We start from the raw sequence: 21,878 nt of genomic DNA on the forward strand, positions 1-21,878 counted from the left end.
GAACCATTTAAAAATTAAAAATCATGAGTAAATACTGGCAAAGATTCGCCCAAAGTATCATTCTTTTCAATGTTTTGTCATTTTCAACTGTAGTTGGAGCCGAGCAAATCATTGTTATGAGCAATACTCAAAAAGATCTTCCCATAAAAATTGAAAGTACCAATCTCAATAATCAAGATTATATTTGGCAATTAGAAATCACTCCAAATCGAACTAGTCTGCAAAGCCAAGTCAAATTAATGAATCCACACCCCACTCAAAAAGCACTCAATTTAAGGGCTTTAGAACTGGCAAAAAAACTCACTCTAGATCAATTACCACAGGTCACTAATGATTTTAAAAATAAAGCGCTTAATTTTGATGAGCAAAACATCGCAAAAACAAAATACTATTATGGAAAATACATTCTGTTTATTAAATTTCCCACCACCGTCCAATACGCCATAAAACCTAACTTCTCACAACTACAAAGCGCTTTAGAACCTTTTTGTACTCAAAGTAAGACGCCATCTCAGAATAAAATTAAATTTGATCAACAAGGTAATATCTTGCTCTCAGCAAAATTTTTAGTAGAGGCACAAGGGCAAATCCTTAATATCCGTTACCCCCCTTTAATTCACGAACATATGAAATCAATACTCCAACCCTTACTAGAAAAAATTCGCTTCCAACCACGTAATGAAAATGGTGTGGCAAAAACATTTTCTATTGAACAACCACTGATCATTCAATGCCATTAAATAATGAGAAAAAACATCAGGGCTAAGCTACGCAGTAAGCGCAAAGTTTCTCAATGGTTTTGTTCAGCCAATGATTTGACTATGGCAAACCCTTGCTGGAAAGCACGATCCATCATATCCTTATATTCCTCAGAGGTTTCTATTTCAGCAGATAATGTGGTTGTTGCATCCTGATCATTTAAGAAATATTTTTCTAAAGAGCCACTCCAACTTTCAACATCTTCACTTGTTGAATCTAAAACACCATTTTTCAAAACACCCAAATGTTTAAATACCACTTTTTTAAACTGCTCCAACTCTACAATGGTGGCGACCATGCCATTGCCACTGGCATCTTGAAATAAGGTTTCCCCGCCAACTTTCCAGTCAGACTGCATCTGCGAAGTTTCAGAAAATGGTTGGGTCCATTTTGAATAAGTATGCGTATCCCAAAGGATATTCCATACTGTTTGTGCATTCGCTTGAATGACAATGTCGTAGCTTAAAGTAATCATTTGTTTCTCTTATTTTATTAATCCAATCTATAGCTTAGTACAATAAAAACCCAGAATGATTAATTTTTGTTAATAAAAATCCATAACCTAAAAAATTTAAACCTAAACATTCAATATGTTAAACAATAAATAACAAGCATATTGATCTGTTACATAATACTCTTAGACCAAAATCTAAGTTTTTAAAAAAGTGCAGCTAAGTAGAATATTTGAATATAAAAATAGTTAGATGGAAAATTTTAAATCCGTTGATAACTTTTTCTAGCTTTATTCAATTTCTACCTTTGCTCAATAAAGAAAGACCATATGAAAACGATAACAATGAAGAATATTCATTCTAAAATTTTATTTTTACATGGACTAGATTCTTCCAAAGAATCGACAAAATTCCATGCAATAAATGCTGAAAAAAAATACTGCATTGATGTGGATTACCGTAACCTTAACTACAAAACGGTTGAATGTTTCTATCAAGATATTATCGAAAAAATTAAACCCGATTTATTGGTAGGTCATAGTTTAGGGGGATATTGGGCATTAAAAATGTCACAACAACATCGAATTCCTGCAATCATTGCAAATCCAAGCTTAGATCCAGATTTCCGTGAGGATTATGTAGCGATTGATGAACATGATTTAGACCATGATATACCACAGATTGCTTATCTGGAGCTTGGTGATGAGGTTTTAGATATGTATAAAGTAGTTGAGCAACTAGAATCCTATATGCAGATTGAAGCTGTTGAAGGTGGACATCATCGTTTAGTCCAACCTGAAAACTTAAATCATTTAATTGAATATATGGAACAAACCTTTATTGCTTGAAAAAAATCAGCAAAGCACAAATTGGCGTACTTGGCATAAAAAAGCCTTGTATTTACAAGGCTTTTCCCACGACGAGACAGACAAACAAAATGATTTAAGTATTCAATGACAAAAATTGAGTTCGAAAACTTAACCTGTTATTGCCTTTAAGCAACCGCTTGTTCAACTGGCTTTGAATGCTCATCAAGCACTGACCAAATCTTTAAATCAAGATCTTTATGTAAATCAGTTAGATTAAGAAAAACACTCGCACCCAATACGGTGTGTTGACATTTATGCATCAATTCATTGACTGCTTTTAAAGTACCACCTGTAGCCAATACATCATCTACAATAATCACTTTCTGTGCTTTGATATCAGCTGACATTTCCAAGCGATCTAAACCATATTCTAAGCTATAGCCTACACCAATCACTGGGGGTGGTAACTTACCTGCTTTACGAACCAGTAATAAACCTTTGCCCGTACGCTGTGCCAATAAGCTTGCTAAAACAAAACCTCGCGCCTCAACTGCAACAAAACTATCCACTGCATTTAATTGTTTTACTGGAATACTTGCAATCAATGCATCGGTTAACTCCACAAGATTGTTCATAAACAATGGGGTTAAATCATAAAAACAAATACCTGGTTTTGGAAAATTCGGGACAGCACGGATATTTGACCACAAAGCAGTAGATATGTTGATCATAGGGAGAGATTTAAAAAATAAATAATATGCGAATTTTAACGTTTTTTAGTCAAAATAGACAGCAGTTCGCTATCTACCCTCTATTGAAATCACCCTAAGTTATTGAATTTATTAAGTCCATTTTCACACAAAATAATGGCTATATAACATACTGACTCTAGCTTAATATTATTGTCTAAAATATTCATCTAACCTTGGTCTAAATACAAAAAATTTAAACATTTATAGCAGTACTCATCCCTTGTAGCGACACGATTATAATTAAAATTGTCTGACAAAGTTGGCATAATAAACATCGCTTTTGTCCTGAGCTGCCATTCAGCTTTGAGATTAGTTAGATAAACTCCGATATTTACTTTACTTTAGATACAGAACTGCGTAAGAATTTAGAGGAATATGTACACATTTTATTTGCATATTATTTGAGTCAAGCAGCAGAAGGAATTTAACTGACAGAAAAAACATAACATCTGTCAGATATCGGAGAATCAGATGAAGAAATATCAATGCATCGTTTGTGGTTGGATTTATGACGAAGCAGAAGGTTGGCCACAAGATGGCATCGCAGCAGGTACCAAGTGGGAAGATATTCCTGATGACTGGACATGCCCAGACTGCGGTGTTTCTAAAGCAGACTTTGAAATGGTCGAAATCTAAGATATTGCGTAAAGACCATGTTCACATGGTCTTTTTACATTTATTTTCAATAATACAAAATTACTCAATTCACCGCTAAATTTGAAACAGGTATGGAGAAAGATATGCAACCGATTATCATCATAGGTTCTGGCATGGCGGGTTATACCCTTGCAAGAGAATTTCGTAAGTTAAACACCGAACAGGAATTGGTGATGATTTGCGCAGATGATGCGGTGAATTATGCAAAACCGACCCTATCTAATGCATTGGTTGGGAAAAAAGCACCTGAACAAATTGGTTTAGGCGATGCTGAAAAGATGAGCACCCAACTGAACATGCGGATTGAAAAAGAGACATGGGTTAAAAATATTGATGTAGAGAAACATGAATTAACCCTTGAAAAAGATGGACAATCTTCAACTCAAGGCTACTCAAAACTTATTCTTGCCGTGGGCGCAAATCCGATTCGATTAGCGATTGCTGGTGATGGGAGTGATGATATTCATGTGGTTAACTCACTAATTGACTATCGAGCATTCCGTGAAACTTTAGACAATTGCAGCACGGGTGAATGTGGCAACAAACGTGTGGTGATTTTAGGCGCGGGCTTAATTGGTTGTGAATTTGCCAATGACTTACAAAATACTGGGCATCAGGTTACGGTGATCGACTTAGCACCACAACCTTTAGGGCGTTTATTGCCTAATCATGTTGCACAAGCATTTAAAGACAATCTTGAACAATCAGGAATTAAATTTGCCTTGGGTACCACTGTAGAAAAAGTTTCTAAATCTGAGCGTGGTTATATCGTTTCATTGGCCAGTGGTCAGTCCTTGCTCGCGGATGTTGTGCTTTCTGCAATTGGCTTACAACCTAATATTGCCTTGGCTAAAGCTACGGAAATCAACACCAGTCGTGGTGTCATTACCAACACCTTGCTCGAAACCAGTCAAGCAGATATTTTTGCCATCGGTGACTGTGCCGAAGTGAATGGAACACTCTTGCCATTTGTCATGCCAATCATGCAACAAGCGCGTGCATTAGCCAAAACCTTGAGTGGACAAACCACCACTGTACACTACCCTGCAATGCCAGTCGCGGTGAAAACCCCAGCTGCACCTTTGACTGTACTTCCTGCTCCAATTGATGTAGATGTTACATGGGAGAATGAAGAGTTTGAAGATGGGATGTTATCTAAAGCAACAGATGCTGAAGGTACCTTACGTGGTTTTGTATTATTAGGTGCAACTGCTGGAAAACAGCGTTTAACATTAACAAAACTGGTTCCAGACTTGATTCCTGCATCCGTTTAAGGTTTTAATAGCAAGGATATTTTTTAATCAAAGAATATCCTTGCTTAGGAAAATAACAATGAATAGCGCACTTCAATTTCAAGTTTCACCTTATGCCTCGTTCATGAATGAAACCAAAGTCGACTTAGGTAATGGTATTCAGCTTCATGTTGAAACTGGTGGAAATCCACAACACCCGACCATTCTGTTGATTATGGGTTTGGGTGCGCAAATGTTATTTTGGCCTGATTTTTTTTGTAAATCACTGATTGATCAAGGCTTTCATGTGATCCGCTTTGATAATCGTGATATTGGCTTATCTTCAAAAATTCGCCACCAAGGTCCACGTTTAAACTCTTATAAGCTGATGGGTCGCTTTGCTTTGGGCTTACCAAATGACGGCGCGCCTTATAACTTATTTGATATGGCGGATGATGTTGCATTATTGATTGATCGTTTAGGCATTGAAAAACCACATATTTTGGGTGCTTCAATGGGGGGGATGATTTCTCAAATTTTAGCAGCAAAATATCCTGAAAAAATTGATAAAGTCGGCTTACTCTTTACCAGTAATAATCAACCTTTGCTACCTCCACCATTTCCAAAACAACTCTTTAGTCTTATCGGTAAACCTGAATCACGTGATGAAGAAGGGATTATGAATCATTCCTTGAAAGTTTTTCATATGATTGGTTCACCTGGTTATATCAACCAAGTTGAAGCAATTCAAACTGCTCGTAAATTATATCGTCGTAGTTATCACCCAGCGGGTGTACTTCAACAGTTTTTAGCAATATTATGTACAGGTTCCTTACTTAAATTGGATAAGCAGATCAAAAAGCCAACTTTAGTGTTACATGGCTCTAAAGATCGGTTACTACCTCCAAGTCATGGTAAGGCAGTTGCTAAAGCAATTTCAGGCGCTAAATTTGAATTAATTGAGGGAATGGGGCATGATATCCCACCGCATTTTGTTCCTCAACTTAGCGGGTTATTTGCACATCATTTTAAATCATAAGCATTAGGACACTATGGCTGCATTACCATCCCTAAGACAGTTGTCATATTTAGTGACACTGTCTGAGACGCTGCACTTCACTGAAGCAGCGCGCCGTTCGTTTGTAACTCAATCTACTTTATCTGGTGGAATCATGGAGTTAGAACGTTTATTGGGTGGCGTACTCGTAGAACGTGATCGCCAAAACGTACGTTTAACTCCTCTAGGTGAGCAAGTTGTTGCCCGAGCCCGTGTTCTACTCGCCGATGCTCAGGACTTGATGCGGTTAAGTCGAGAAATGAGTGAACCGTTAACTGGTGATTTGCATTTAGGGATTATTCCAACCATCGCCCCTTTCATTTTGTCGCAGCTTTTGGAAGAAGTGCATAAACAACTTCCAAAAATTCAGTTGCATCTGCATGAAGCACAAAGTGAAAAAATTGTTGAAAAACTTGAGCATGGCAATCTAGATGTGATCATGCTGGCTTTACCATTCGACACACGTGGTTTGAAAGTTGCTGAAATTGCGAAAGAAGATTTATTCTTAGTCTGCAATAAAGCAGATCAAAATGCGATGAATGCAAGAAGCTTAGATGATTTAGATCTTTCTCATCTCATGCTCCTTGAAGAAGGTCATTGCTTACGTGATCATACCTTAAGTGTTTGCCCAATCGGTGAGCGTAAAAATGATCACCGTTTAAAAGCAAGCTCATTGCCAACTTTAGTGGAAATGGTCAGTTCAAACTTAGGCTATACACTGCTTCCTGAGATTGCAATTCATGCACATATGCTGAAAAACAATGATCAGATTGTGGTTAAACCTATTGAGAATGCGCCTTCACGCACTTTGGCTTTGGTTACACGTAAAAGTACACCGCTACAAAGTGAATTTGATGTGTTGGTACAAATTCTTCAAAAAATCACGCCAAATTTACGTTAATTTTCCAATACTGAAAAGGAGTCATGATTGACTCCTTTTTTATTGAAGATCTAAAAAGTCTATAGATCACCTCAGCATAAGCAAAATTAAAACGATCTTGTTTTTACTAGATCAAGAATGATAATATTTGAGCAGTACAAAATACTCGCTTATTTTTGTATGTATTGTTACGATGAAAATCGCGAAAAATCGACCTATCCTCAGCTTGTTTTAAAAAGCATGCATCCATCTCGTCGACACATATCCAATCCTTTGCATTGGTCAGCGTTCCACAGGGCTTGAATCTTCCAAGCATCGTTAACAGGTTTTCACAGTTTTCTGTGCCTGAATTTTCGATAGGACGCGTATGAACCGACCTTTATATATTATTTTTTCAACGATTGTCTTAGATGCAATTGGCATTGGCATCGTATTCCCTCTGTTTCCCTCACTACTGAAAGACCTAAGCCATCAGCATAACGTTGCCTTGTTAATGGGGGTTTTCCTAAGCCTGTATGCGCTTATGCAATTTATGTTCTCCCCGATCTTAGGTGCTTTGAGTGACCGCATTGGTCGAAGACCTGTTTTGCTGATTTCACTTGCGGGTTCTGCAATCAACTATTTTTTTCTTGCTTGCTCACCCTCTCTTATCTTGCTGTTCATTGGACGAATCATTGCTGGAATAAGTAGTGCCAATATGTCCGTGGCTTCAGCCTATATCGTTGATACCACGTCAGAAGAAAATCGAGCAAAATACTTCGGTTTAATGAGTGCCATGTTTGGTATAGGATTTATTCTCGGTCCTATCCTCGGTGGATTATTGGGCGGGTATTGGTTACGGCTACCTTTTTTCATTGCGGTAATTTTAACAACAGTTAACTTGCTTATCGCATTCTGGCTACTCCCTGAATCCCAAAGCAACAATCCTTTACCCACCATTTCTCGACCTGCGATTTCTTTACTTTCCAGTTTAGAAATGAATCCATTTAAAAGTCTTAGTTTTATCCTTGCTCAAAAAAATATACTGCCCATTTTACTGATATTTTTTCTGTTTAGCGCCTGCGGTGAAGCTTATGGTGTCTGCTGGGCACTTTGGGGACATGATACCTTTAAATGGAATACATTTTGGGTTGGTCTTTCTTTAGGCACTTTTGGTTTATGCCAAGTACTGGTTCAGTCATTTATACCTCAACATGCCGTCCGATATTTTGGTGAAAGAAATACCGTGCTGATTGGTCTGGCATGTATATGTATGGCATTAATCATCATGGCTTTTACCCAACACGCTTGGATCATTTTTGCAATCATGCCGATCTTTGCCCTAGGAAGTATTGGTACTCCTGCACTACAAGCTGTTGTTTCACAAAAAATCCCAGCTGCACAGCAAGGACAGTTTCAAGGTGTTATAGCCTCAACCATTAGTCTGGCCTCGATTATTGCCCCCTTATTGTTTTCTACACTTTACTTTCATTTCCAAACACGATGGACTGGCGCTATATGGTTGGTTGTCGCGATGATTTATTTAATTGCACTACCTGCAATTTTATCGAGTTTAAAACCACAACAGCTTAAGTCATCCTAGTATTTAAGAACTTCAATGCTTTATTAGAAGCGTTGATTGCTGATTTAAAAAAGCTTAAATCTAAAATAACCAAGTCATTCAATTTCATTAAAATCCGATTGACTGATACAAAAAAGCCCGATTAATTTTAATCGGGCTTAAGACAATCAGATTATCTTGGCTTAACCATTTACAAAGTGCTCAAGCAAAGTTTGTTGAGCATTGTAAATTGCCTCGCCTTCTTTAGGTTGCACACGAGTCCAAGTCCCATCGCCTTGCAATAGCCAAGCGCGGATATTGTCTTTTAAGTAATTGACTAAACCTTGCTGGTAAATGCGTTTTTTTAATGCTGGATCTTCGATCGGGAAGCACACTTCTACACGATTAAATAAATTACGATCCATCCAGTCTGCACTGGAACAGTATATACGTGGATTGCCATTATTTCCGAAATAATAGACACGGGTATGTTCTAAGAAACGCCCGACAATTGAACGAACTCGAATATTTTCAGACAGATTTGGTAACCCTGGACGTAAACAGCAAATTGAGCGAATAATCAGATCAATTTGTACCCCTGCTTGCGAAGCTTCATATAATTTATTGATCAATTGAACTTCAGTTAACGCGTTAACTTTAACAATAATTTGTGCAGGCTTGCCCGCTTTGGCATTGGCAATTTCATCATCAATAAAAGCAATTAACTGAGCATGAAGAGTAAACGGCGCATGTAACAGTTTTTTCAACTTTGCCATTTTCCCCATACCAGTCAATTCTTGAAAAATACGATGTACATCTTCGCAGAGCTCTTTATCTGTAGTGAGCAAACCATAATCGGTATAAATACGAGCATTTGTTGCATGGTAGTTACCCGTACCCAAATGCACATAACGTACTAACTTATTATTTTCACGGCGTACCACCAAGATCATTTTGGCGTGCGTTTTATAGCCCACGATGCCATAAACCACAACAGCACCCGCCTCTTGTAATACATTGGCAACGGCGATATTTGATTCTTCATCAAAACGCGCCCGTAACTCAATCACAGCAGTGACTTCTTTACCATTACGTGCCGCTTCTGCAAGTACCTGAACAATTTCAGAGTCAGCACCACTACGATATAAGGTTTGTTTGATCGCTAGCACTTGGGGATCACGTGCAGCTTCACGCAACAAGTTAATAACTGGTGCAAATGATTCAAATGGATGGTGTAAGAGAATGTCTTGTTTTTGCATTGCTGAAAAAATATTTTCAGACTTTTTCAATACTTTTGGAATCGCGGGTACATGCGAATCATAACGCATATGTGGACGTTTAAAATTTGACACAAGACGTGCCAGATTTACTGGCCCATCCACTTTATAAAGTTGTTCTTGTTCTAGATCAAATTCTTCAAGCAAGTATTCATAAATATGTTTTGGACAGTTTTCTGTCACTTCTAAACGTACTGCACGGCCAAAACGACGTGAACTCAATTCGCCTTTCAATGCTTTGGCTAAGTCTTCTACATCTTCATTCAGCGCCAAATCCGCATTACGTGTGACACGGAACTGATAACAACCTGTAGCTGTCATCCCAGGGAACAAATCCGATACATGCTCATGAATAATCGCAGACAACATCACAAAATGTTCTTTACCGCCTGTAAGCTCATCAGGTAAACGCACTACACGAGGAAGCGAACGTGGTGCTGGTACAACTGCTAAATCAATTTGTCGACCAAATGCGTCTTTCCCTTCTAGAGTCACAATAAAGTTTAAGCTTTTATTGACCAGTCGTGGGAATGGATGTGCAGGATCAAGGCTAATTGGGGTAAGTACTGGTGCAACTTGTTCTTGGAAATATTTTTTAATCCACACAGATTGTGCAGGCGTTAACTCACCACGACGTAAAAAACAAATGTCTTCTTCACGTAACTTAGGAAAAATTTCTTCATTAAGAATACGGTACTGACGCTCAATCGCTTCATGTGCAGTTTTAGAGATTTGGTCTAAAACTTGTTTTGGCGTCAAACCATCTGGTGAACGACTTTCATTCCCTAAAGTTAATTGCTCCATCATTCCTGCAACACGGATTTCAAAAAATTCATCCATATTACGAGAAAAGATCAACAAGAAATTCATACGTTCAAGCAAGGGGTGTAAAGGATCAACGGCTTGCTCTAAAACACGTAAATGGAAATCTAAAATTGAAAGCTCACGATTTATATATCGTTCATTATAAGAATATTCTGTAGGCGTTGTTGTCGTCACTGCGGTATTCATGCAATAAACCTGCATCAAAAAAAATGTCTTAATTCTAGTATGCTTCAAATTTGTGACAATTTCATAAAAAAAGCACATCAATTTGTGCTTTTTTAAATTCATTTATTTAGTGTCAATCTGGAATACGGGTATAACGCATATACTTCAAAACCAAACGCTTACGGTATTGAAGCTTAGAATCATCACGATTTTTTTGATAATACTTCGGATTGGTTAAAATCACCGCTAAAAATGCGGCCTGCTCACGACTTAAACTTGCCGCACTCTTAGAAAAGTAATGTTGTGATGCAGCTTCAACACCATAGATATGATCACCAAATTCAACAGAGTTCATATAGACTTCTAAAATGCGCTGTTTAGTCCACATCCGCTCCATCATGGTGGTGGCAATCGCTTCCTGACCTTTGCGGATAAATGAGCGACGATTATAGAAGAATAAATTTTTAGCCAATTGTTGAGAAATCGTTGAACCACCAGCGACTACTTTGTCTTTTTTTAGATTACGTTGTAGTGCATTTTCAATACCATCCCAGTCGAAACCATGATGATCGAGAAATTTAGCATCTTCAGCAGCGACAATTGCATGTTTAAAATTATCACTGATCTTGTCATAGTCGCGCCATTGATGTTGAATCGGCTCAAAATCAGACAGATATGTCCAACGCATAAACATGGTGGTTTCTACATCATGGGTACGCCAATAAATTAAACTTGAGAAAATCCATAGCTGAATCATGATCAAAATACTGACCACAATTAACAAAGCACGAACAATAAAAGCTTTCATGTCAGCTGCTTACTCCGAAAATTCTGACGTTTCATGTTAAGCTGAATCTATCTATAAAAAGCTAAGCAATAGCATGTCTAAATATCAAGATCTTTCAACTTATAGCCAACCCAATTCTATTGGTAAAATAACCTTATTGCTGATTGTCATCAATGTCGGTTTATTTGCCATCCAAGTCTTATCAGGTGTCAATATTACTGACCCGACAACATTGGACGCGTTGCGTTGGGGTGCTGATTATGCACCTTTAACCTTCTTAGAGGAACCATATCGCTTATTCAGCAGTATGTTTTTTCACTTCGGTATCCTGCATCTAATGATGAATATGTGGGCACTGTATATTTTTGGTGATGTTGCTGAAAAAACTTTAGGAAAGTTTTATTTCCTTGGACTTTATATCCTTGCTGGACTCATGGGAAGTTTATTAAGTGGTTATTTGGATATTCGAAATAGCTACGAACTGCTGCAAAATTTTGATCAAAAACTCTTTCCTCATGTATCTGCAGGTGCATCGGGTGCTGTAATGGGACTTGGTGGTGCACTGACACTACTATCGTTGTTCCCACCTACCCCGAATCAAAGATTCATTTTAGATAAAAGATCACTTTTAACCGTACTTGCGGTCAACTTAGCTTTTGGCTTTTTAGCCTCTGGAATTAACAATGCTGCCCATATCGGTGGGATGTTAATGGGTGCGGTCATGGCTTTGGCTTGGTATGCAACACAGCGTGCCAAAATGGGTAAAGCTGCCAATATTATCATTGTGATTTTAGGGATTGCAGCAACCTATGGCGTTTATCTCTATTGCCAGCATCTCGTTGGACCACTTAGCCCACTTTGGCAACAAGCCATTGCACAAATGCGTGAGCAATTAAACTTTTAATCTCTAAAATAGCTTGTCTATGCCGTAATAAAACATTACAGAGTACACTGAATTCAAGAAGCATAAAAAATGGCGACCTAGTAGGTTGCCATTTTTTAATTTACTGTCTTCACTGGGCAGCCTTTTAAAGGCTCAACTGAGATTAAACAGTCAAATAAAACCACTTAAACAAAGCGGTTTAATTCAACTCTCTTAGACTTTGCAATGGTGGGATTTCAGATAAATAGCTCAATCGGTAACGTCCAATCAATGCGCACAACACTGCCATCGAAATTGGTAAAATCAACCAAATTTCCCAATGTAATTGCACCACCATTTCCATACGATAACTGACAACTGCACTAATCACCTCTGCAAAGAAACAGGAAACAATCCCCGCCAATAATCCAATAAAACCGATTTCAAAACTCATCATATTTTTTAACTGACGCTTTGAACTACCAAAAGAACGTAACAATGCCACTTCTTTTTTACGTTCATCCATCAGCAAATTGATACAGGCGATCAGCACCAAAAAACCAGATAAACTTACCAATACTGCCAAAACTGTAATGATTTTGACCAACACAGAAACCAAGTTTTTAATTTCATCAAAAATTAAAGTGACGTCAATAAATACCGTATTGGAAAATTGCTGAATCAGATTAACCATCTTGATTTTTTCACTCGGTGGCACATAAAAACTCCCTAAGTAGCTGCCTGCGTTTTCATCCAACGTCTTTGGAGTAAAAATAAAGAAAAAGTTTGGACTAAAGCTTTGCCATTCCACGGTACGCAAATTCACAACTTGCGCGTCCAAATTTCCCTCAGGCAAACTAAAGGTTAAACGATCACCAATTTTAATGCCCAATTCTTCAGCCAATTTGGCCTCTACAGACACCTGCCCAATTTGAGTTAATTGAGCATTTCCCGCAACAATAATATTATCTTGTGGATAATGATCTGCTTGGGTGAGATTTAACTCACGACGTAAAGAATTATTGGTTTTTACCAATTGGGCAGGAAAAGCTTGACCATTTTTTGCCAATAAGCGCCCTTTTACATTGGGATATAACGGTGTACTTTTCCATTGTTGCTGTGCTAATTGTTGCTTAAAGGCATCCAGTTCAAATGGTGGTAGACCATAAATAAACTGGTTAGGCGTTCCTTCAGGCAATTGTTGCTGCCAACGCTCTAATAAATCAGTTCTCAATACAGCAAGTACCGTGATCAGACTTAAACCCAATGCCAAAGCGGTAATTTGCAATGCGGTTTGCGAAGGGGTTCGGATATAGGCTGAGAGCCTATTTTTCATTGATTTTAAAGTCTTTAAAATCATCCAAACCACTGCATATAACAAAGCTGTTAACACAATGACTGCACCCATTACCAACGCAGTAAGTATCAGATTTTCGGTCAAGACCAAACTAAAAATAATCAAGCTGACTAAACCTGTAGCCATCATCCACAACATTGAACGTGCCGACTTTTCTTGTTGGCGTATCACCCGAATAGGCGGTGTATTTAACAGTTGCCACAAGCTCGGTAAAATAAATCCAATCAATACAATTGCACTGGTAAAAATTGCAATAGGCAAAGGACCAACCAGCATCTGCAACATTGAAAATTGCAACTCTAGGTTCGGAATCATCTGCAACATCAATTGCAACAACGAATAACCTAAAATCAGTCCTAAAATACTGCCAATGACAATGGCGATTAAAATAACAACGCTCAGCAACCCGAGATAGGTTTGAAAAATCTGCCGTTTCGTTGCCCCCATACAACGCATCAGTGCAATATGATCTTGGTTCTGCTGTACATAACGCTGACTGGTTAAAGCGATGGCTAAACCACATAAAAGAATCGTCAGAATATTGGCCAATTGTAAGAAAGTATCGAGGTTTTCAATTGGTTTAAGTAAGCGTGAATTACCCTCATCTGCATTACGTAGTCTTAAATTACTTTGTGCATCTAGTTCATTATCCGCATTTTGTTGATCTTGTATGGATTGATCTGTTTGTGAGTGTATTGCTGGCTGATTTTCAGTCGATGTAGTGGCACTTGATGCACTTAAAGCTGAATCTGCATCCGAATTTTGTGCAATCTTTGGATTCACATTTTGCTTTTCTTGCGCTTTAAAAGTCTTAAAAAATTGCTGATATGTTGCAATCGACTCCGCATCCCCTGCCATCAACAAACGATATTCAATCCGACTTCCAACTTGAATTGCACCCGTTTTTGCAACATCTGCTTGAGAGATAATCACGGTTGGCGAAAAGGCAGAAAAGCCTAATTCTTGATTTGAATCATGTTCAATGATGCCAGTAACTTTAAACTGACCATTGGCAATTTGAACGCTATCGCCTAGGTTTAATTTTAATAATTCTTGTGCGCGTTTGCTTAGCCAAACCCCGCCACTTTGTAAGGCTTGTTTTGGCGCAATCCTTAATTCACCACGTAAGGGAAATGCTGTGTCAATGGCTTTCACATTGACCATAACAAACTGATCCTGTGTAGAGGCCATTGAACCAAAAATGGTGACATGGGACTGTTTTAATTTTAAATCATCAGCCTGTTTGATCCATTGTTGGTCAATTGGATCTGTATCACTAAGTTGTAAATCTGCAGCTTGCATTTTGGCAGCTTGTAAGGTCACTGCTTGTTTGACTTGATCATTGCTAAACTTTAATGCAGTAGTCGCACTAATGGCTAAACTCAATGCAATAATCAGCAGATATATGCCTGAACTGGCAAAACTTTGCCTAAATAAGGGTTTAAACAAGGTCAACATTACACCACCTCATTCGATTGAGGAGTTTGCACATGTTCAATCAATTGACCATCTTTTAATTCATAATGACGTTGGCACTGTGCGGCCAATTGCGAATCGTGAGTGACAAGCACTAAAGTTGTACCGAGTTCTTTATTTAAATCAAATAAGAGTTGTTCAATTTCAAAGGCGGTATGTTCATCTAAATTGCCTGTAGGTTCGTCGGCAAAAATAATTTTGGGGTCAGAAATTAAAGCTCGTGCAATGGCAACCCGTTGTTGCTCCCCACCAGACAATACTTTCGGTGTTTGCTGGCTTTGTCGTTCTAAACCAACTTTGGCCAATAAACTTAAAGATTTTTGTTCTGCGTGTGCATAATTAAAATTCTTCTGTAAACGTAATGGTAACATCACATTTTCTAAGGCAGAAAGATGTGGGAGCAACTGGAAAGATTGAAATACAAAACCAATATATTGAAGTCGAATCAACGCACGTTGTTCTTCATTTAAATGCTCAATTGATTCACCACAAACACTGAGTTGACCTGCACTGGCTTGATCGAGAGTAGCAAGGATGCCTAATAAAGTTGATTTTCCGGAACCAGAACGTCCAGTAATCGCGACCTGTTCACCTGTATAAATATTAAGATTTAGATTTTCAAAAATTGTAAGCGTTTGATGAGGTAATTCTATCTTTTGTGTAAGTTGCTGTGCAGAAATTATCACTTGTGGCATGATGGGAGAAGCTGAATCATCCTGAACCTTAGACATCATAAAGTACCTTATATGCAAATCAAAAAATTGTTAAATTTGAAAATGATGAAAAATCTAATTCATTGTTTATTTTTTAGCATATTCTGTCTGTTGCCCGTTAGTAGTTTTGCAAAAACGATCATGATTTTAGGTGATAGCTTAAGTGCGGGTTATGGTATTAGCCCACAACAAGGCTGGGTTTTCTTGCTACAGCAACGCTTAAACCAACAATTTCCTAAACAACATAATGTGGTGAATGCCAGTGTAAGTGGTGAAACCACCAGTGGTGCGTTGGCGCGTTTTCCAAAACTATTACAAAGCCATAAACCTGATATCGTGGTGATTGAGTTGGGTGGCAATGATGGTTTACGCGGTCAACCGCCACAAATGATTCATAAAAATCTTGCGCAATTAATTCAACAAAGCCAGAACAGCCAAGCCATGGTCATTTTATTGGGTATGAAAATTCCACCGAATTATGGCGCAGCTTATAGCCAAGCTTTTGAGAAAAATTACCAAACCCTAAGCCAACAATACAAAGTTAAAATGCATCCGTTTTTTATGAATGGAATTGCAGGCAATAAAAGTTTGATGCAAAAAGACTTAATCCACCCCAATGCAACGGCACAGAAAATTCTGCTAGATAATGTTTATCCTTTAATTCGAGGCGCGCTTTAATTTTTTCTCAAAGCCGAAATGATTGCAGCTGTTTATTTGACTAAATCGGATGTCGTGTTTTTAAGGACATCCGCAAAATTAAATAAACGCGCTAATAAATGGTAAATATAGTCCAAACTCGATTCTTGTTCGGTAAATAGAATCCGATGTAACATCGGTGCAATAACAATTTCAATAATCAGTTGATTTTCGATGCTTGTTTCATTCCTTTGCTGGGCACGTTGCTGGATAATGTCTAACTGTTGAATCAAAAAGTCATAACACTTACCAGAGGTCGGCGAATCATTTTCCGCCACAATATCGCTTAAGATTGTACGCCCAACGGGTGAGGCATATTCCTCAAAATATTGCTCCATCCATGCATATAAGTCTTGCTTAAAACTACCAAGATCCGCAGGTACACTGTCTGGATGTAAAATATTAAAGCCAACATCTGCAAGCAGTTGAGATAAATCTCCCCAACGTCGATAGATCGTAGAGGGGGTGACCCCTGCAAATTCAGCAATCATCGGAATCGTCAAATCTGCCACAGCAACATTTTGCTGTAATGTTTGCACTGCATTATGAACTGCAGCTTGTATTCGTGCACTGCGCCCACCGGGACGCAAACCTGTAATCACTTTCGTCATCAGCAAATCACTACAAATCTATAAATGAAAATCTATCAATGGGTTAATAATTAAAGAACAGCTTTAAGCAAAAATCATCTTAGCTAAACCTTTGTGTTTAATCCAAAATACGGTATAAAAGCTAATTAATAGCTTTTATGTACATGTTGATTATGCGCAACTCTAATTTTAATCGTCAAGTGACTTCCTATAAATTAAGCCATAATGCTGCACTGTACACACATACTTTTACCCTGATGACCTTTTTGGCAGCCTCAAGCGCACCAACACCGTTATATCGTTTGTATCAACAACACTTCCATTTTTCTCCTGTTTTATTAACGCTTATCTTTGCCACCTATGCGTTTGCATTGCTATTAACCTTATTGGTGGCAGGATCATTGTCTGATTATATTGGACGTAAGCCAGTTATTTTTGTGGCATTGATTTTAGAAATTATGTCCATGGGCTTTTTCTTGTTTGCATCCAATATCGAAATGCTGTTTATCGCACGAGGTTTGCAAGGTATTGCCACGGCTTTAGCCGCATCTACATTTGGAGCAGCTTTACTTGATTTAAGTAAAACACAGGGTTCTTTAATTAATAGTATTTCTCCAATGCTCGGCATGGCTGCGGGTATGCTGATGACCTGTATTGTTTTAGAGTTTTCAACTGTTCCATTGACACTAGTTTTTGAAATACTCATCTTTCTTTTTGTATCTACCAGCTTTATCGCAATTTTTAGCCCTGAAACAGCAACTAAACGTGTGGGTGCTTTGGCATCATTAAAACCGCAACTGACTATTCCAGTACAAACCCGAAAAGCACTCTTGATCGTAAGTCCAATTAATATCTCGTTATGGATGGTCAGTGGGTTCTTCCTCTCGTTAATGCCTTCATTGCTGGCTCAAGCTTTCCATGTGCAATCGGCATGGCTGAATGGCATGATGTTTATTACTCTATCAGTTTCAGGGGCTGTTGGGATTTTAACACTGCGCAATGCGTCAACATTTAAAATTCTAATCACTGCTGCAATTACGATTGTCTTGGGCTCAAGTGTTATTTTGCTTGGCATTCATCTGGTGCAACCAATCTTATTGTTTATTGGTGCTGTGGTGACTGGGATTGGCTTTGGTACAGGTTTTATGGGTGCAATTCGTGCTGTAATGCCCTTAGCTTTACCTGAACAACGTGCAGGTTTAATGGCCGCATTTTTTGTTGAAAGCTATTTGGCGTTTAGTATACCTGCGATTATTGCTGGATACTTTGTCAATAAAGTTGGCTTAATTTTTACAGCAGATGTCTATATTTGTATGATTATTTTGTTGGCCAGCTTGGCGTTTGTTTTTGCTTTTAAAAATAAACAGAACATCCACTAAAGTATGTTAAAAGTCAAAGCAAAACAAAAGGCGCATTGAGCGCCTTTGGATTTAAATCTTAGATTAAGCAGGAATATCACGGATAGATGCTTTGCGAATTGCTTCTTTAAGGGCGTCATAGCCATGAATTGGTGGGAACTGTGGAAATTCACGAATCACATTTTCAGGCGCATCAAATAAGAAACCATGATCAGCTTCACCCAACATTGTTGTATCGTTATACGAATCGCCTGCTGCGATGACACGGTAATTTAGACCATGTAATGCTTTTACAGCTTCACGCTTTTGATCAGGTTGACGCAATTTATACGCAGTGATCATACCATTTTCATCAGTTTCTAATTTATGACAGAAAATTGTTGGCCAACCTAACTGTTGCATCAACGGATGCGCAAACTCATAAAATGTATCTGAAAGAATAATCAACTGAAAATAGGTACGTAACCATTCTACAAACTCTTTTGCACCCGGAAATGGCCCCATGTCTGCAATCACAGCTTGAATGTCATTTAAGCCTAGACCATGCTGTCTAAGAATATTTAAGCGTTGAGTCATCAACACATCGTAGTCAGGGATATCACGAGTTGTTGCTTCTAATTCTTTGATTCCTGTTTTTTTAGCAAAATTGATCCAGATTTCTGGTACCAATACACCCTCAAGATCAAGACATACGATTTCCATGGGTTCTCCCAAATGTCAGTTAAAAATTTTGGGCTTATCATAGCACTAAAGTTTAAAAAGAATGCTGAAAGTTTTTACAGCAAATCCATTTCATTTGGTTATGCATAAGGCTTGTGAATGTTTACAAATCTGTTTTATTCATAAGCATTTTAATTAATCTGCTAAGTGGCATATTTCATTTACTTTAAAATATCTTGATTGTCAAAAGCAGCAATTCACAGAAGTTGAATTGAGCTAATTTTTGCCAAAATGCTTAAATTCAAATATCTTTTGAATATGTTTACGAAAAATGTAGCTTCAAGCTAACTGCCAGGAGCAGATATGACCGCCATTCCAACCATAGATCTTGTGGACGCACTTGCGACTGAGTATGCCGACAAATCACCTTCTGAAATTTTAGAACTTGCGCTTTCTCAGGAAGGTGAAATTGCAATTTCATTTTCTGGCGCAGAAGACGTTGTTCTTATCGATATGGCACATAATTTAGGCAAACCATTTCGTGTTTTTAGTTTAGATACAGGCCGTTTACATCCTGAAACCTATCAATTTCTTGAAACAGTTCGTAAGCACTATGGGATTAAAATTGAAATTTGCTTTCCTGAAGCTGATGCCATTCAACAATTGGTTAATGAAAAAGGCTTATTTAGTTTCTATCAAGATGATCATAAAGAATGCTGTGGTATTCGTAAAGTTCAGCCCTTACGTAAAAAATTAGCCACTTTAGATGGCTGGATCACAGGACAACGCAAAGATCAAAGTCCAGGCACACGTACAGAAATACCAGTTATTCAAGTGGATAGTGGTTTTTCTGGTGAAGGAAAACAACTAATTAAATATAATCCATTGGCAAATTGGTCCAGTGCGGATGTATGGAACTATATTCGTATGATGGAGATTCCTTATAATCCATTACATGAAAAGGGTTTTATCTCAATTGGCTGTGAACCATGTACCCGTCCAGTATTGCCAAATCAACATGAACGCGAAGGCCGTTGGTGGTGGGAAGAAGCAACGCATAAAGAATGTGGCTTACATGCAGGTAACTTAAAAAAGTAATAGTAGAAAAAGTCATGAAAACTCATGGCTTCTTATTAACTTATCGTTCATCGAAATGCTTGGATTTTACGCTTAGAAAAGTTTTATACTAAGATTTGTTGATATTTCCCCTATAGCTTGCGTTGTGGGCTAGAGTTGAGTAGGTAACGACATGTAAAAATAGCAATACTATTTTCAAGTTTCATCACACAGACTGAGATAATTTTAGCTATACACTGAGTATCTACAAAGCACTGCTTTGTCGACACCACAAGACGCAGCGATGTACAAATTGTTTTCCAACATGTCATCGTTGTAACCATGGATGAATGATCAACAGACCCAAGTTACACGGTTCTATAATTCTAACAATTCACCAACTCATAAATGAGTTGTGGTAGAAATTGCAGTGAGGCAATCCAAGACTATGCGCCCATTACACCCCATTGATTTTATTTTTTTAAATTTAGAAAAACGTCAACAACCCATGCATGTTGGTGGGTTATTCTTATTTGAAATACCCGAACATGCGCCTTCTACATTCATTCAAGATCTCGTTGCGGATATTCGTAACTCAAAATCTATCCCGGTCCCACCTTTTAACAATCGCTTAAGTGGTATGTTTTGGGATGAAGATGAAGAATTTGATATTGATCATCATTTCCGTCATATCGCATTACCTCATCCAGGACGTATCCGTGAATTATTGATTTATATTTCACAAGAACACAGTTCACTGATTGACCGAGCAAAGCCACTTTGGACTTGTCATATTATTGAAGGCATTGAAGGCAATCGTTTTGCCATGTACTTTAAAATCCACCATGCCATGATTGATGGTGTAGCAGGTATGCGTCTTTTAGAAAAATCATTTTCAAAAGATGCTGATTCCAAAACCATTATTCCTCCTTGGTGTGTCGAAGGTAAACGTGCAAAACGTTTAAAGGAAACCAAACTGGATAAAGCTAAAAAAATATTCTCTGCACTAAAAGGACAAGTTGAAGCAGCCCCCAAGGTCACCCAAGAGCTATTCCAAACTGTATTTAAAGAAATGGGGAAAAACCCCGATTATGTTTCAAGCTTTCAAGCACCCAGTAGTTTATTTAACCAACGCGTAAGTTCATCACGTCGTTTCGCTGCCCAGTCCTTTGAACTTGACCGTTTCAGAGATATTTCCAAAGCTCTTGGCGTCACGATTAATGATGTAGTACTGGCTGTCTGTGCGGGCGCGTTACGTGATTATTTAATCACACAAGAGGCTTTACCGAAAAAGCCACTGATTGCAATGGTTCCTGCCTCATTACGTGATGATGACTCAGATATGAGTAATCGTATCACCATGATTTTGGCAAATTTAGGAACCCATAAAGAGAGTCCGTTAGAACGTTTAGACATCATTAAGCGCAGTGTACAAAATGCAAAAAATCGTTTTAAACGTATGAGTTCCGATCAAATCTTAAACTATAGTGCTTTCGTTTTTGGTGCAGCAGGTATCAATATTGCATCAGGACTTATGCCAAAGCGTCAGGCATTTAATGTGATTATTTCCAATGTACCTGGACCACGTGAACCTTTGTATTGGAATGGCGCTAAATTAGATGCCCTATACCCTGTTTCTATTGTTTTGGATGGTCAAGCACTGAATATCACCATGACTAGTTATTTAGACAAATTAGAAGTGGGTTTAACTGGTTGCCGTAAATCTCTGCCTAAATTGCAAAATCTTCTGACTCATTTAGAAAATGAAATCCAAAAATTTGAGCACATTATTGCTGAGAAAAATGCAGTTGAACTTGCCGATAAAAAGCCAAATGCTCAAACAAAAGCAGATACTCAAGCCAAACTGAAAGAATCTATTGCCGAACGAAAGTCAGTATAAGATTTTATAATTGATTTT

General features: G+C 38.0%; 20 protein-coding genes. 12 read left to right on the forward strand and 8 right to left on the reverse strand.

What is annotated here, in order from left to right:
- The first annotated feature begins 23 nt into the window (after nucleotides 1-23).
- Complete coding sequence (locus ACG916_RS00985; protein ID WP_419327141.1) at nucleotides 24-740, forward strand: hypothetical protein; 717 nt, start codon at nucleotides 24-26, stop codon at nucleotides 738-740.
- 50 nt (nucleotides 741-790) lie between these two features.
- Here the strand turns inward: ACG916_RS00985 and ACG916_RS00990 are convergent, their stop codons facing one another.
- Nucleotides 791-1,234: an SRPBCC family protein gene (locus ACG916_RS00990; RefSeq protein ID WP_336951834.1), complete on the reverse strand. Its 444-nt coding sequence runs from the start codon at nucleotides 1,232-1,234 to the stop codon at nucleotides 791-793.
- A gap of 321 nt (nucleotides 1,235-1,555) precedes the next feature.
- Between ACG916_RS00990 and ACG916_RS00995 the strand changes: the two genes are divergently transcribed.
- Nucleotides 1,556-2,059 (forward strand): YqiA/YcfP family alpha/beta fold hydrolase, encoded by a 504-nt coding sequence (locus ACG916_RS00995; RefSeq protein WP_336952131.1) that lies wholly within the window; start codon nucleotides 1,556-1,558, stop codon nucleotides 2,057-2,059.
- Nucleotides 2,060-2,205: 146 nt separating this feature from the next.
- Here ACG916_RS00995 and ACG916_RS01000 read toward each other — a convergent pair whose 3' ends face one another.
- Nucleotides 2,206-2,751, reverse strand: a complete 546-nt coding sequence (locus ACG916_RS01000) for an adenine phosphoribosyltransferase (RefSeq protein ID WP_336951835.1) — start codon at nucleotides 2,749-2,751, stop codon at nucleotides 2,206-2,208.
- A gap of 492 nt (nucleotides 2,752-3,243) precedes the next feature.
- On the opposite strand from ACG916_RS01000, the gene rubA reads away from it, so the two are divergent.
- From rubA to ACG916_RS01025, 5 genes are all read left to right on the forward strand, one after another.
- Entirely contained in the window at nucleotides 3,244-3,408 is a 165-nt protein-coding gene (gene rubA / locus ACG916_RS01005) for a rubredoxin RubA (RefSeq protein WP_004678010.1), read from the forward strand.
- Between the two features lie 104 nt (nucleotides 3,409-3,512).
- Nucleotides 3,513-4,703, forward strand: coding sequence for an NAD(P)/FAD-dependent oxidoreductase (locus tag ACG916_RS01010; RefSeq protein WP_336951836.1), 1,191 nt, complete (start codon nucleotides 3,513-3,515; stop codon nucleotides 4,701-4,703).
- Nucleotides 4,704-4,761: 58 nt separating this feature from the next.
- Entirely contained in the window at nucleotides 4,762-5,700 is a 939-nt protein-coding gene (estB, locus tag ACG916_RS01015) for an esterase EstB (RefSeq protein ID WP_419327140.1), read from the forward strand.
- Nucleotides 5,701-5,713: 13 nt separating this feature from the next.
- Nucleotides 5,714-6,619, forward strand: coding sequence for a LysR family transcriptional regulator OxyR (oxyR, locus tag ACG916_RS01020; RefSeq protein ID WP_004717396.1), 906 nt, complete (start codon nucleotides 5,714-5,716; stop codon nucleotides 6,617-6,619).
- A gap of 346 nt (nucleotides 6,620-6,965) precedes the next feature.
- Nucleotides 6,966-8,180: a TCR/Tet family MFS transporter gene (locus tag ACG916_RS01025; protein WP_419327139.1), complete on the forward strand. Its 1,215-nt coding sequence runs from the start codon at nucleotides 6,966-6,968 to the stop codon at nucleotides 8,178-8,180.
- Nucleotides 8,181-8,341: 161 nt separating this feature from the next.
- Here ACG916_RS01025 and ppk1 read toward each other — a convergent pair whose 3' ends face one another.
- Together ppk1 and mtgA are read right to left on the reverse strand one after the other, a co-directional pair.
- Nucleotides 8,342-10,426 (reverse strand): polyphosphate kinase 1, encoded by a 2,085-nt coding sequence (ppk1, locus tag ACG916_RS01030; protein ID WP_004823258.1) that lies wholly within the window; start codon nucleotides 10,424-10,426, stop codon nucleotides 8,342-8,344.
- 112 nt (nucleotides 10,427-10,538) lie between these two features.
- Nucleotides 10,539-11,213: a monofunctional biosynthetic peptidoglycan transglycosylase gene (mtgA, locus tag ACG916_RS01035; protein WP_004717400.1), complete on the reverse strand. Its 675-nt coding sequence runs from the start codon at nucleotides 11,211-11,213 to the stop codon at nucleotides 10,539-10,541.
- A gap of 73 nt (nucleotides 11,214-11,286) precedes the next feature.
- Here mtgA and ACG916_RS01040 point away from each other — a divergent pair, with 73 nt between their 5' ends.
- Nucleotides 11,287-12,096 (forward strand): rhomboid family intramembrane serine protease, encoded by an 810-nt coding sequence (locus ACG916_RS01040; RefSeq protein WP_336951842.1) that lies wholly within the window; start codon nucleotides 11,287-11,289, stop codon nucleotides 12,094-12,096.
- Between the two features lie 178 nt (nucleotides 12,097-12,274).
- On the opposite strand, the gene ACG916_RS01045 is transcribed toward ACG916_RS01040, so the two are convergent.
- On the reverse strand, nucleotides 12,275-14,869 hold the full coding sequence (locus ACG916_RS01045) for an ABC transporter permease (RefSeq protein ID WP_419330089.1): 2,595 nt from the start codon (nucleotides 14,867-14,869) through the stop codon (nucleotides 12,275-12,277).
- Complete coding sequence (locus ACG916_RS01050) at nucleotides 14,869-15,618, reverse strand: ABC transporter ATP-binding protein (RefSeq protein ID WP_419327137.1); 750 nt, start codon at nucleotides 15,616-15,618, stop codon at nucleotides 14,869-14,871. The genes ACG916_RS01045 and ACG916_RS01050 overlap by 1 nt, the downstream gene beginning before the upstream one ends.
- Before the next feature lie 45 nt (nucleotides 15,619-15,663).
- Here ACG916_RS01050 and ACG916_RS01055 point away from each other — a divergent pair, with 45 nt between their 5' ends.
- On the forward strand, nucleotides 15,664-16,278 hold the full coding sequence (locus ACG916_RS01055; RefSeq protein ID WP_419330087.1) for an arylesterase: 615 nt from the start codon (nucleotides 15,664-15,666) through the stop codon (nucleotides 16,276-16,278).
- Nucleotides 16,279-16,310: 32 nt separating this feature from the next.
- Here the strand turns inward: ACG916_RS01055 and ACG916_RS01060 are convergent, their stop codons facing one another.
- Nucleotides 16,311-16,907, reverse strand: coding sequence for a TetR-like C-terminal domain-containing protein (locus tag ACG916_RS01060; protein ID WP_336951850.1), 597 nt, complete (start codon nucleotides 16,905-16,907; stop codon nucleotides 16,311-16,313).
- A 152-nt stretch (nucleotides 16,908-17,059) separates the two neighbouring features.
- On the opposite strand from ACG916_RS01060, the gene ACG916_RS01065 reads away from it, so the two are divergent.
- Complete coding sequence (locus tag ACG916_RS01065) at nucleotides 17,060-18,265, forward strand: MFS transporter (RefSeq protein WP_419327135.1); 1,206 nt, start codon at nucleotides 17,060-17,062, stop codon at nucleotides 18,263-18,265.
- A 63-nt stretch (nucleotides 18,266-18,328) separates the two neighbouring features.
- Here ACG916_RS01065 and thrH read toward each other — a convergent pair whose 3' ends face one another.
- Nucleotides 18,329-18,946 carry a bifunctional phosphoserine phosphatase/homoserine phosphotransferase ThrH gene (thrH, locus tag ACG916_RS01070; RefSeq protein ID WP_419327134.1) on the reverse strand — a complete coding sequence of 206 codons (618 nt, stop codon included), beginning with the start codon at nucleotides 18,944-18,946 and terminating at the stop codon, nucleotides 18,329-18,331.
- A gap of 321 nt (nucleotides 18,947-19,267) precedes the next feature.
- Here thrH and ACG916_RS01075 point away from each other — a divergent pair, with 321 nt between their 5' ends.
- Both ACG916_RS01075 and ACG916_RS01080 read left to right on the forward strand, forming a co-directional pair.
- Nucleotides 19,268-20,002 carry a phosphoadenylyl-sulfate reductase gene (locus ACG916_RS01075; protein WP_419327133.1) on the forward strand — a complete coding sequence of 245 codons (735 nt, stop codon included), beginning with the start codon at nucleotides 19,268-19,270 and terminating at the stop codon, nucleotides 20,000-20,002.
- Between the two features lie 406 nt (nucleotides 20,003-20,408).
- Nucleotides 20,409-21,860, forward strand: coding sequence for a WS/DGAT/MGAT family O-acyltransferase (locus tag ACG916_RS01080; protein ID WP_336951856.1), 1,452 nt, complete (start codon nucleotides 20,409-20,411; stop codon nucleotides 21,858-21,860).
- Nucleotides 21,861-21,878: the final 18 nt, after the last annotated feature.

It is taken from the genome of Acinetobacter legionensis, from assembly GCF_048552295.1.
In the GTDB taxonomy this organism is placed as follows: domain Bacteria; phylum Pseudomonadota; class Gammaproteobacteria; order Pseudomonadales; family Moraxellaceae; genus Acinetobacter.

Coding starts and splice junctions, on each gene's coding strand:
- thrH (WP_419327134.1), bottom strand. CDS start 18,946: ATGGAAATCGTATGTCTTGATCTTGAGGGTGTATTGGTACCAGAAATC.
- ACG916_RS01060 (WP_336951850.1), bottom strand. CDS start 16,907: ATGACGAAAGTGATTACAGGTTTGCGTCCCGGTGGGCGCAGTGCACGA.
- estB (WP_419327140.1), top strand. CDS start 4,762: ATGAATAGCGCACTTCAATTTCAAGTTTCACCTTATGCCTCGTTCATG.
- ACG916_RS01065 (WP_419327135.1), top strand. CDS start 17,060: ATGCGCAACTCTAATTTTAATCGTCAAGTGACTTCCTATAAATTAAGC.
- ACG916_RS01000 (WP_336951835.1), bottom strand. CDS start 2,751: ATGATCAACATATCTACTGCTTTGTGGTCAAATATCCGTGCTGTCCCG.
- ACG916_RS01010 (WP_336951836.1), top strand. CDS start 3,513: ATGCAACCGATTATCATCATAGGTTCTGGCATGGCGGGTTATACCCTT.
- ACG916_RS00990 (WP_336951834.1), bottom strand. CDS start 1,234: ATGATTACTTTAAGCTACGACATTGTCATTCAAGCGAATGCACAAACA.
- ACG916_RS00995 (WP_336952131.1), top strand. CDS start 1,556: ATGAAGAATATTCATTCTAAAATTTTATTTTTACATGGACTAGATTCT.
- ACG916_RS01045 (WP_419330089.1), bottom strand. CDS start 14,869: ATGTTGACCTTGTTTAAACCCTTATTTAGGCAAAGTTTTGCCAGTTCA.
- ACG916_RS01080 (WP_336951856.1), top strand. CDS start 20,409: ATGCGCCCATTACACCCCATTGATTTTATTTTTTTAAATTTAGAAAAA.
- rubA (WP_004678010.1), top strand. CDS start 3,244: ATGAAGAAATATCAATGCATCGTTTGTGGTTGGATTTATGACGAAGCA.
- ACG916_RS01040 (WP_336951842.1), top strand. CDS start 11,287: ATGTCTAAATATCAAGATCTTTCAACTTATAGCCAACCCAATTCTATT.
- ACG916_RS01055 (WP_419330087.1), top strand. CDS start 15,664: ATGATGAAAAATCTAATTCATTGTTTATTTTTTAGCATATTCTGTCTG.
- mtgA (WP_004717400.1), bottom strand. CDS start 11,213: ATGAAAGCTTTTATTGTTCGTGCTTTGTTAATTGTGGTCAGTATTTTG.
- ACG916_RS01025 (WP_419327139.1), top strand. CDS start 6,966: ATGAACCGACCTTTATATATTATTTTTTCAACGATTGTCTTAGATGCA.
- oxyR (WP_004717396.1), top strand. CDS start 5,714: ATGGCTGCATTACCATCCCTAAGACAGTTGTCATATTTAGTGACACTG.
- ACG916_RS01050 (WP_419327137.1), bottom strand. CDS start 15,618: ATGTCTAAGGTTCAGGATGATTCAGCTTCTCCCATCATGCCACAAGTG.
- ppk1 (WP_004823258.1), bottom strand. CDS start 10,426: ATGAATACCGCAGTGACGACAACAACGCCTACAGAATATTCTTATAAT.
- ACG916_RS00985 (WP_419327141.1), top strand. CDS start 24: ATGAGTAAATACTGGCAAAGATTCGCCCAAAGTATCATTCTTTTCAAT.
- ACG916_RS01075 (WP_419327133.1), top strand. CDS start 19,268: ATGACCGCCATTCCAACCATAGATCTTGTGGACGCACTTGCGACTGAG.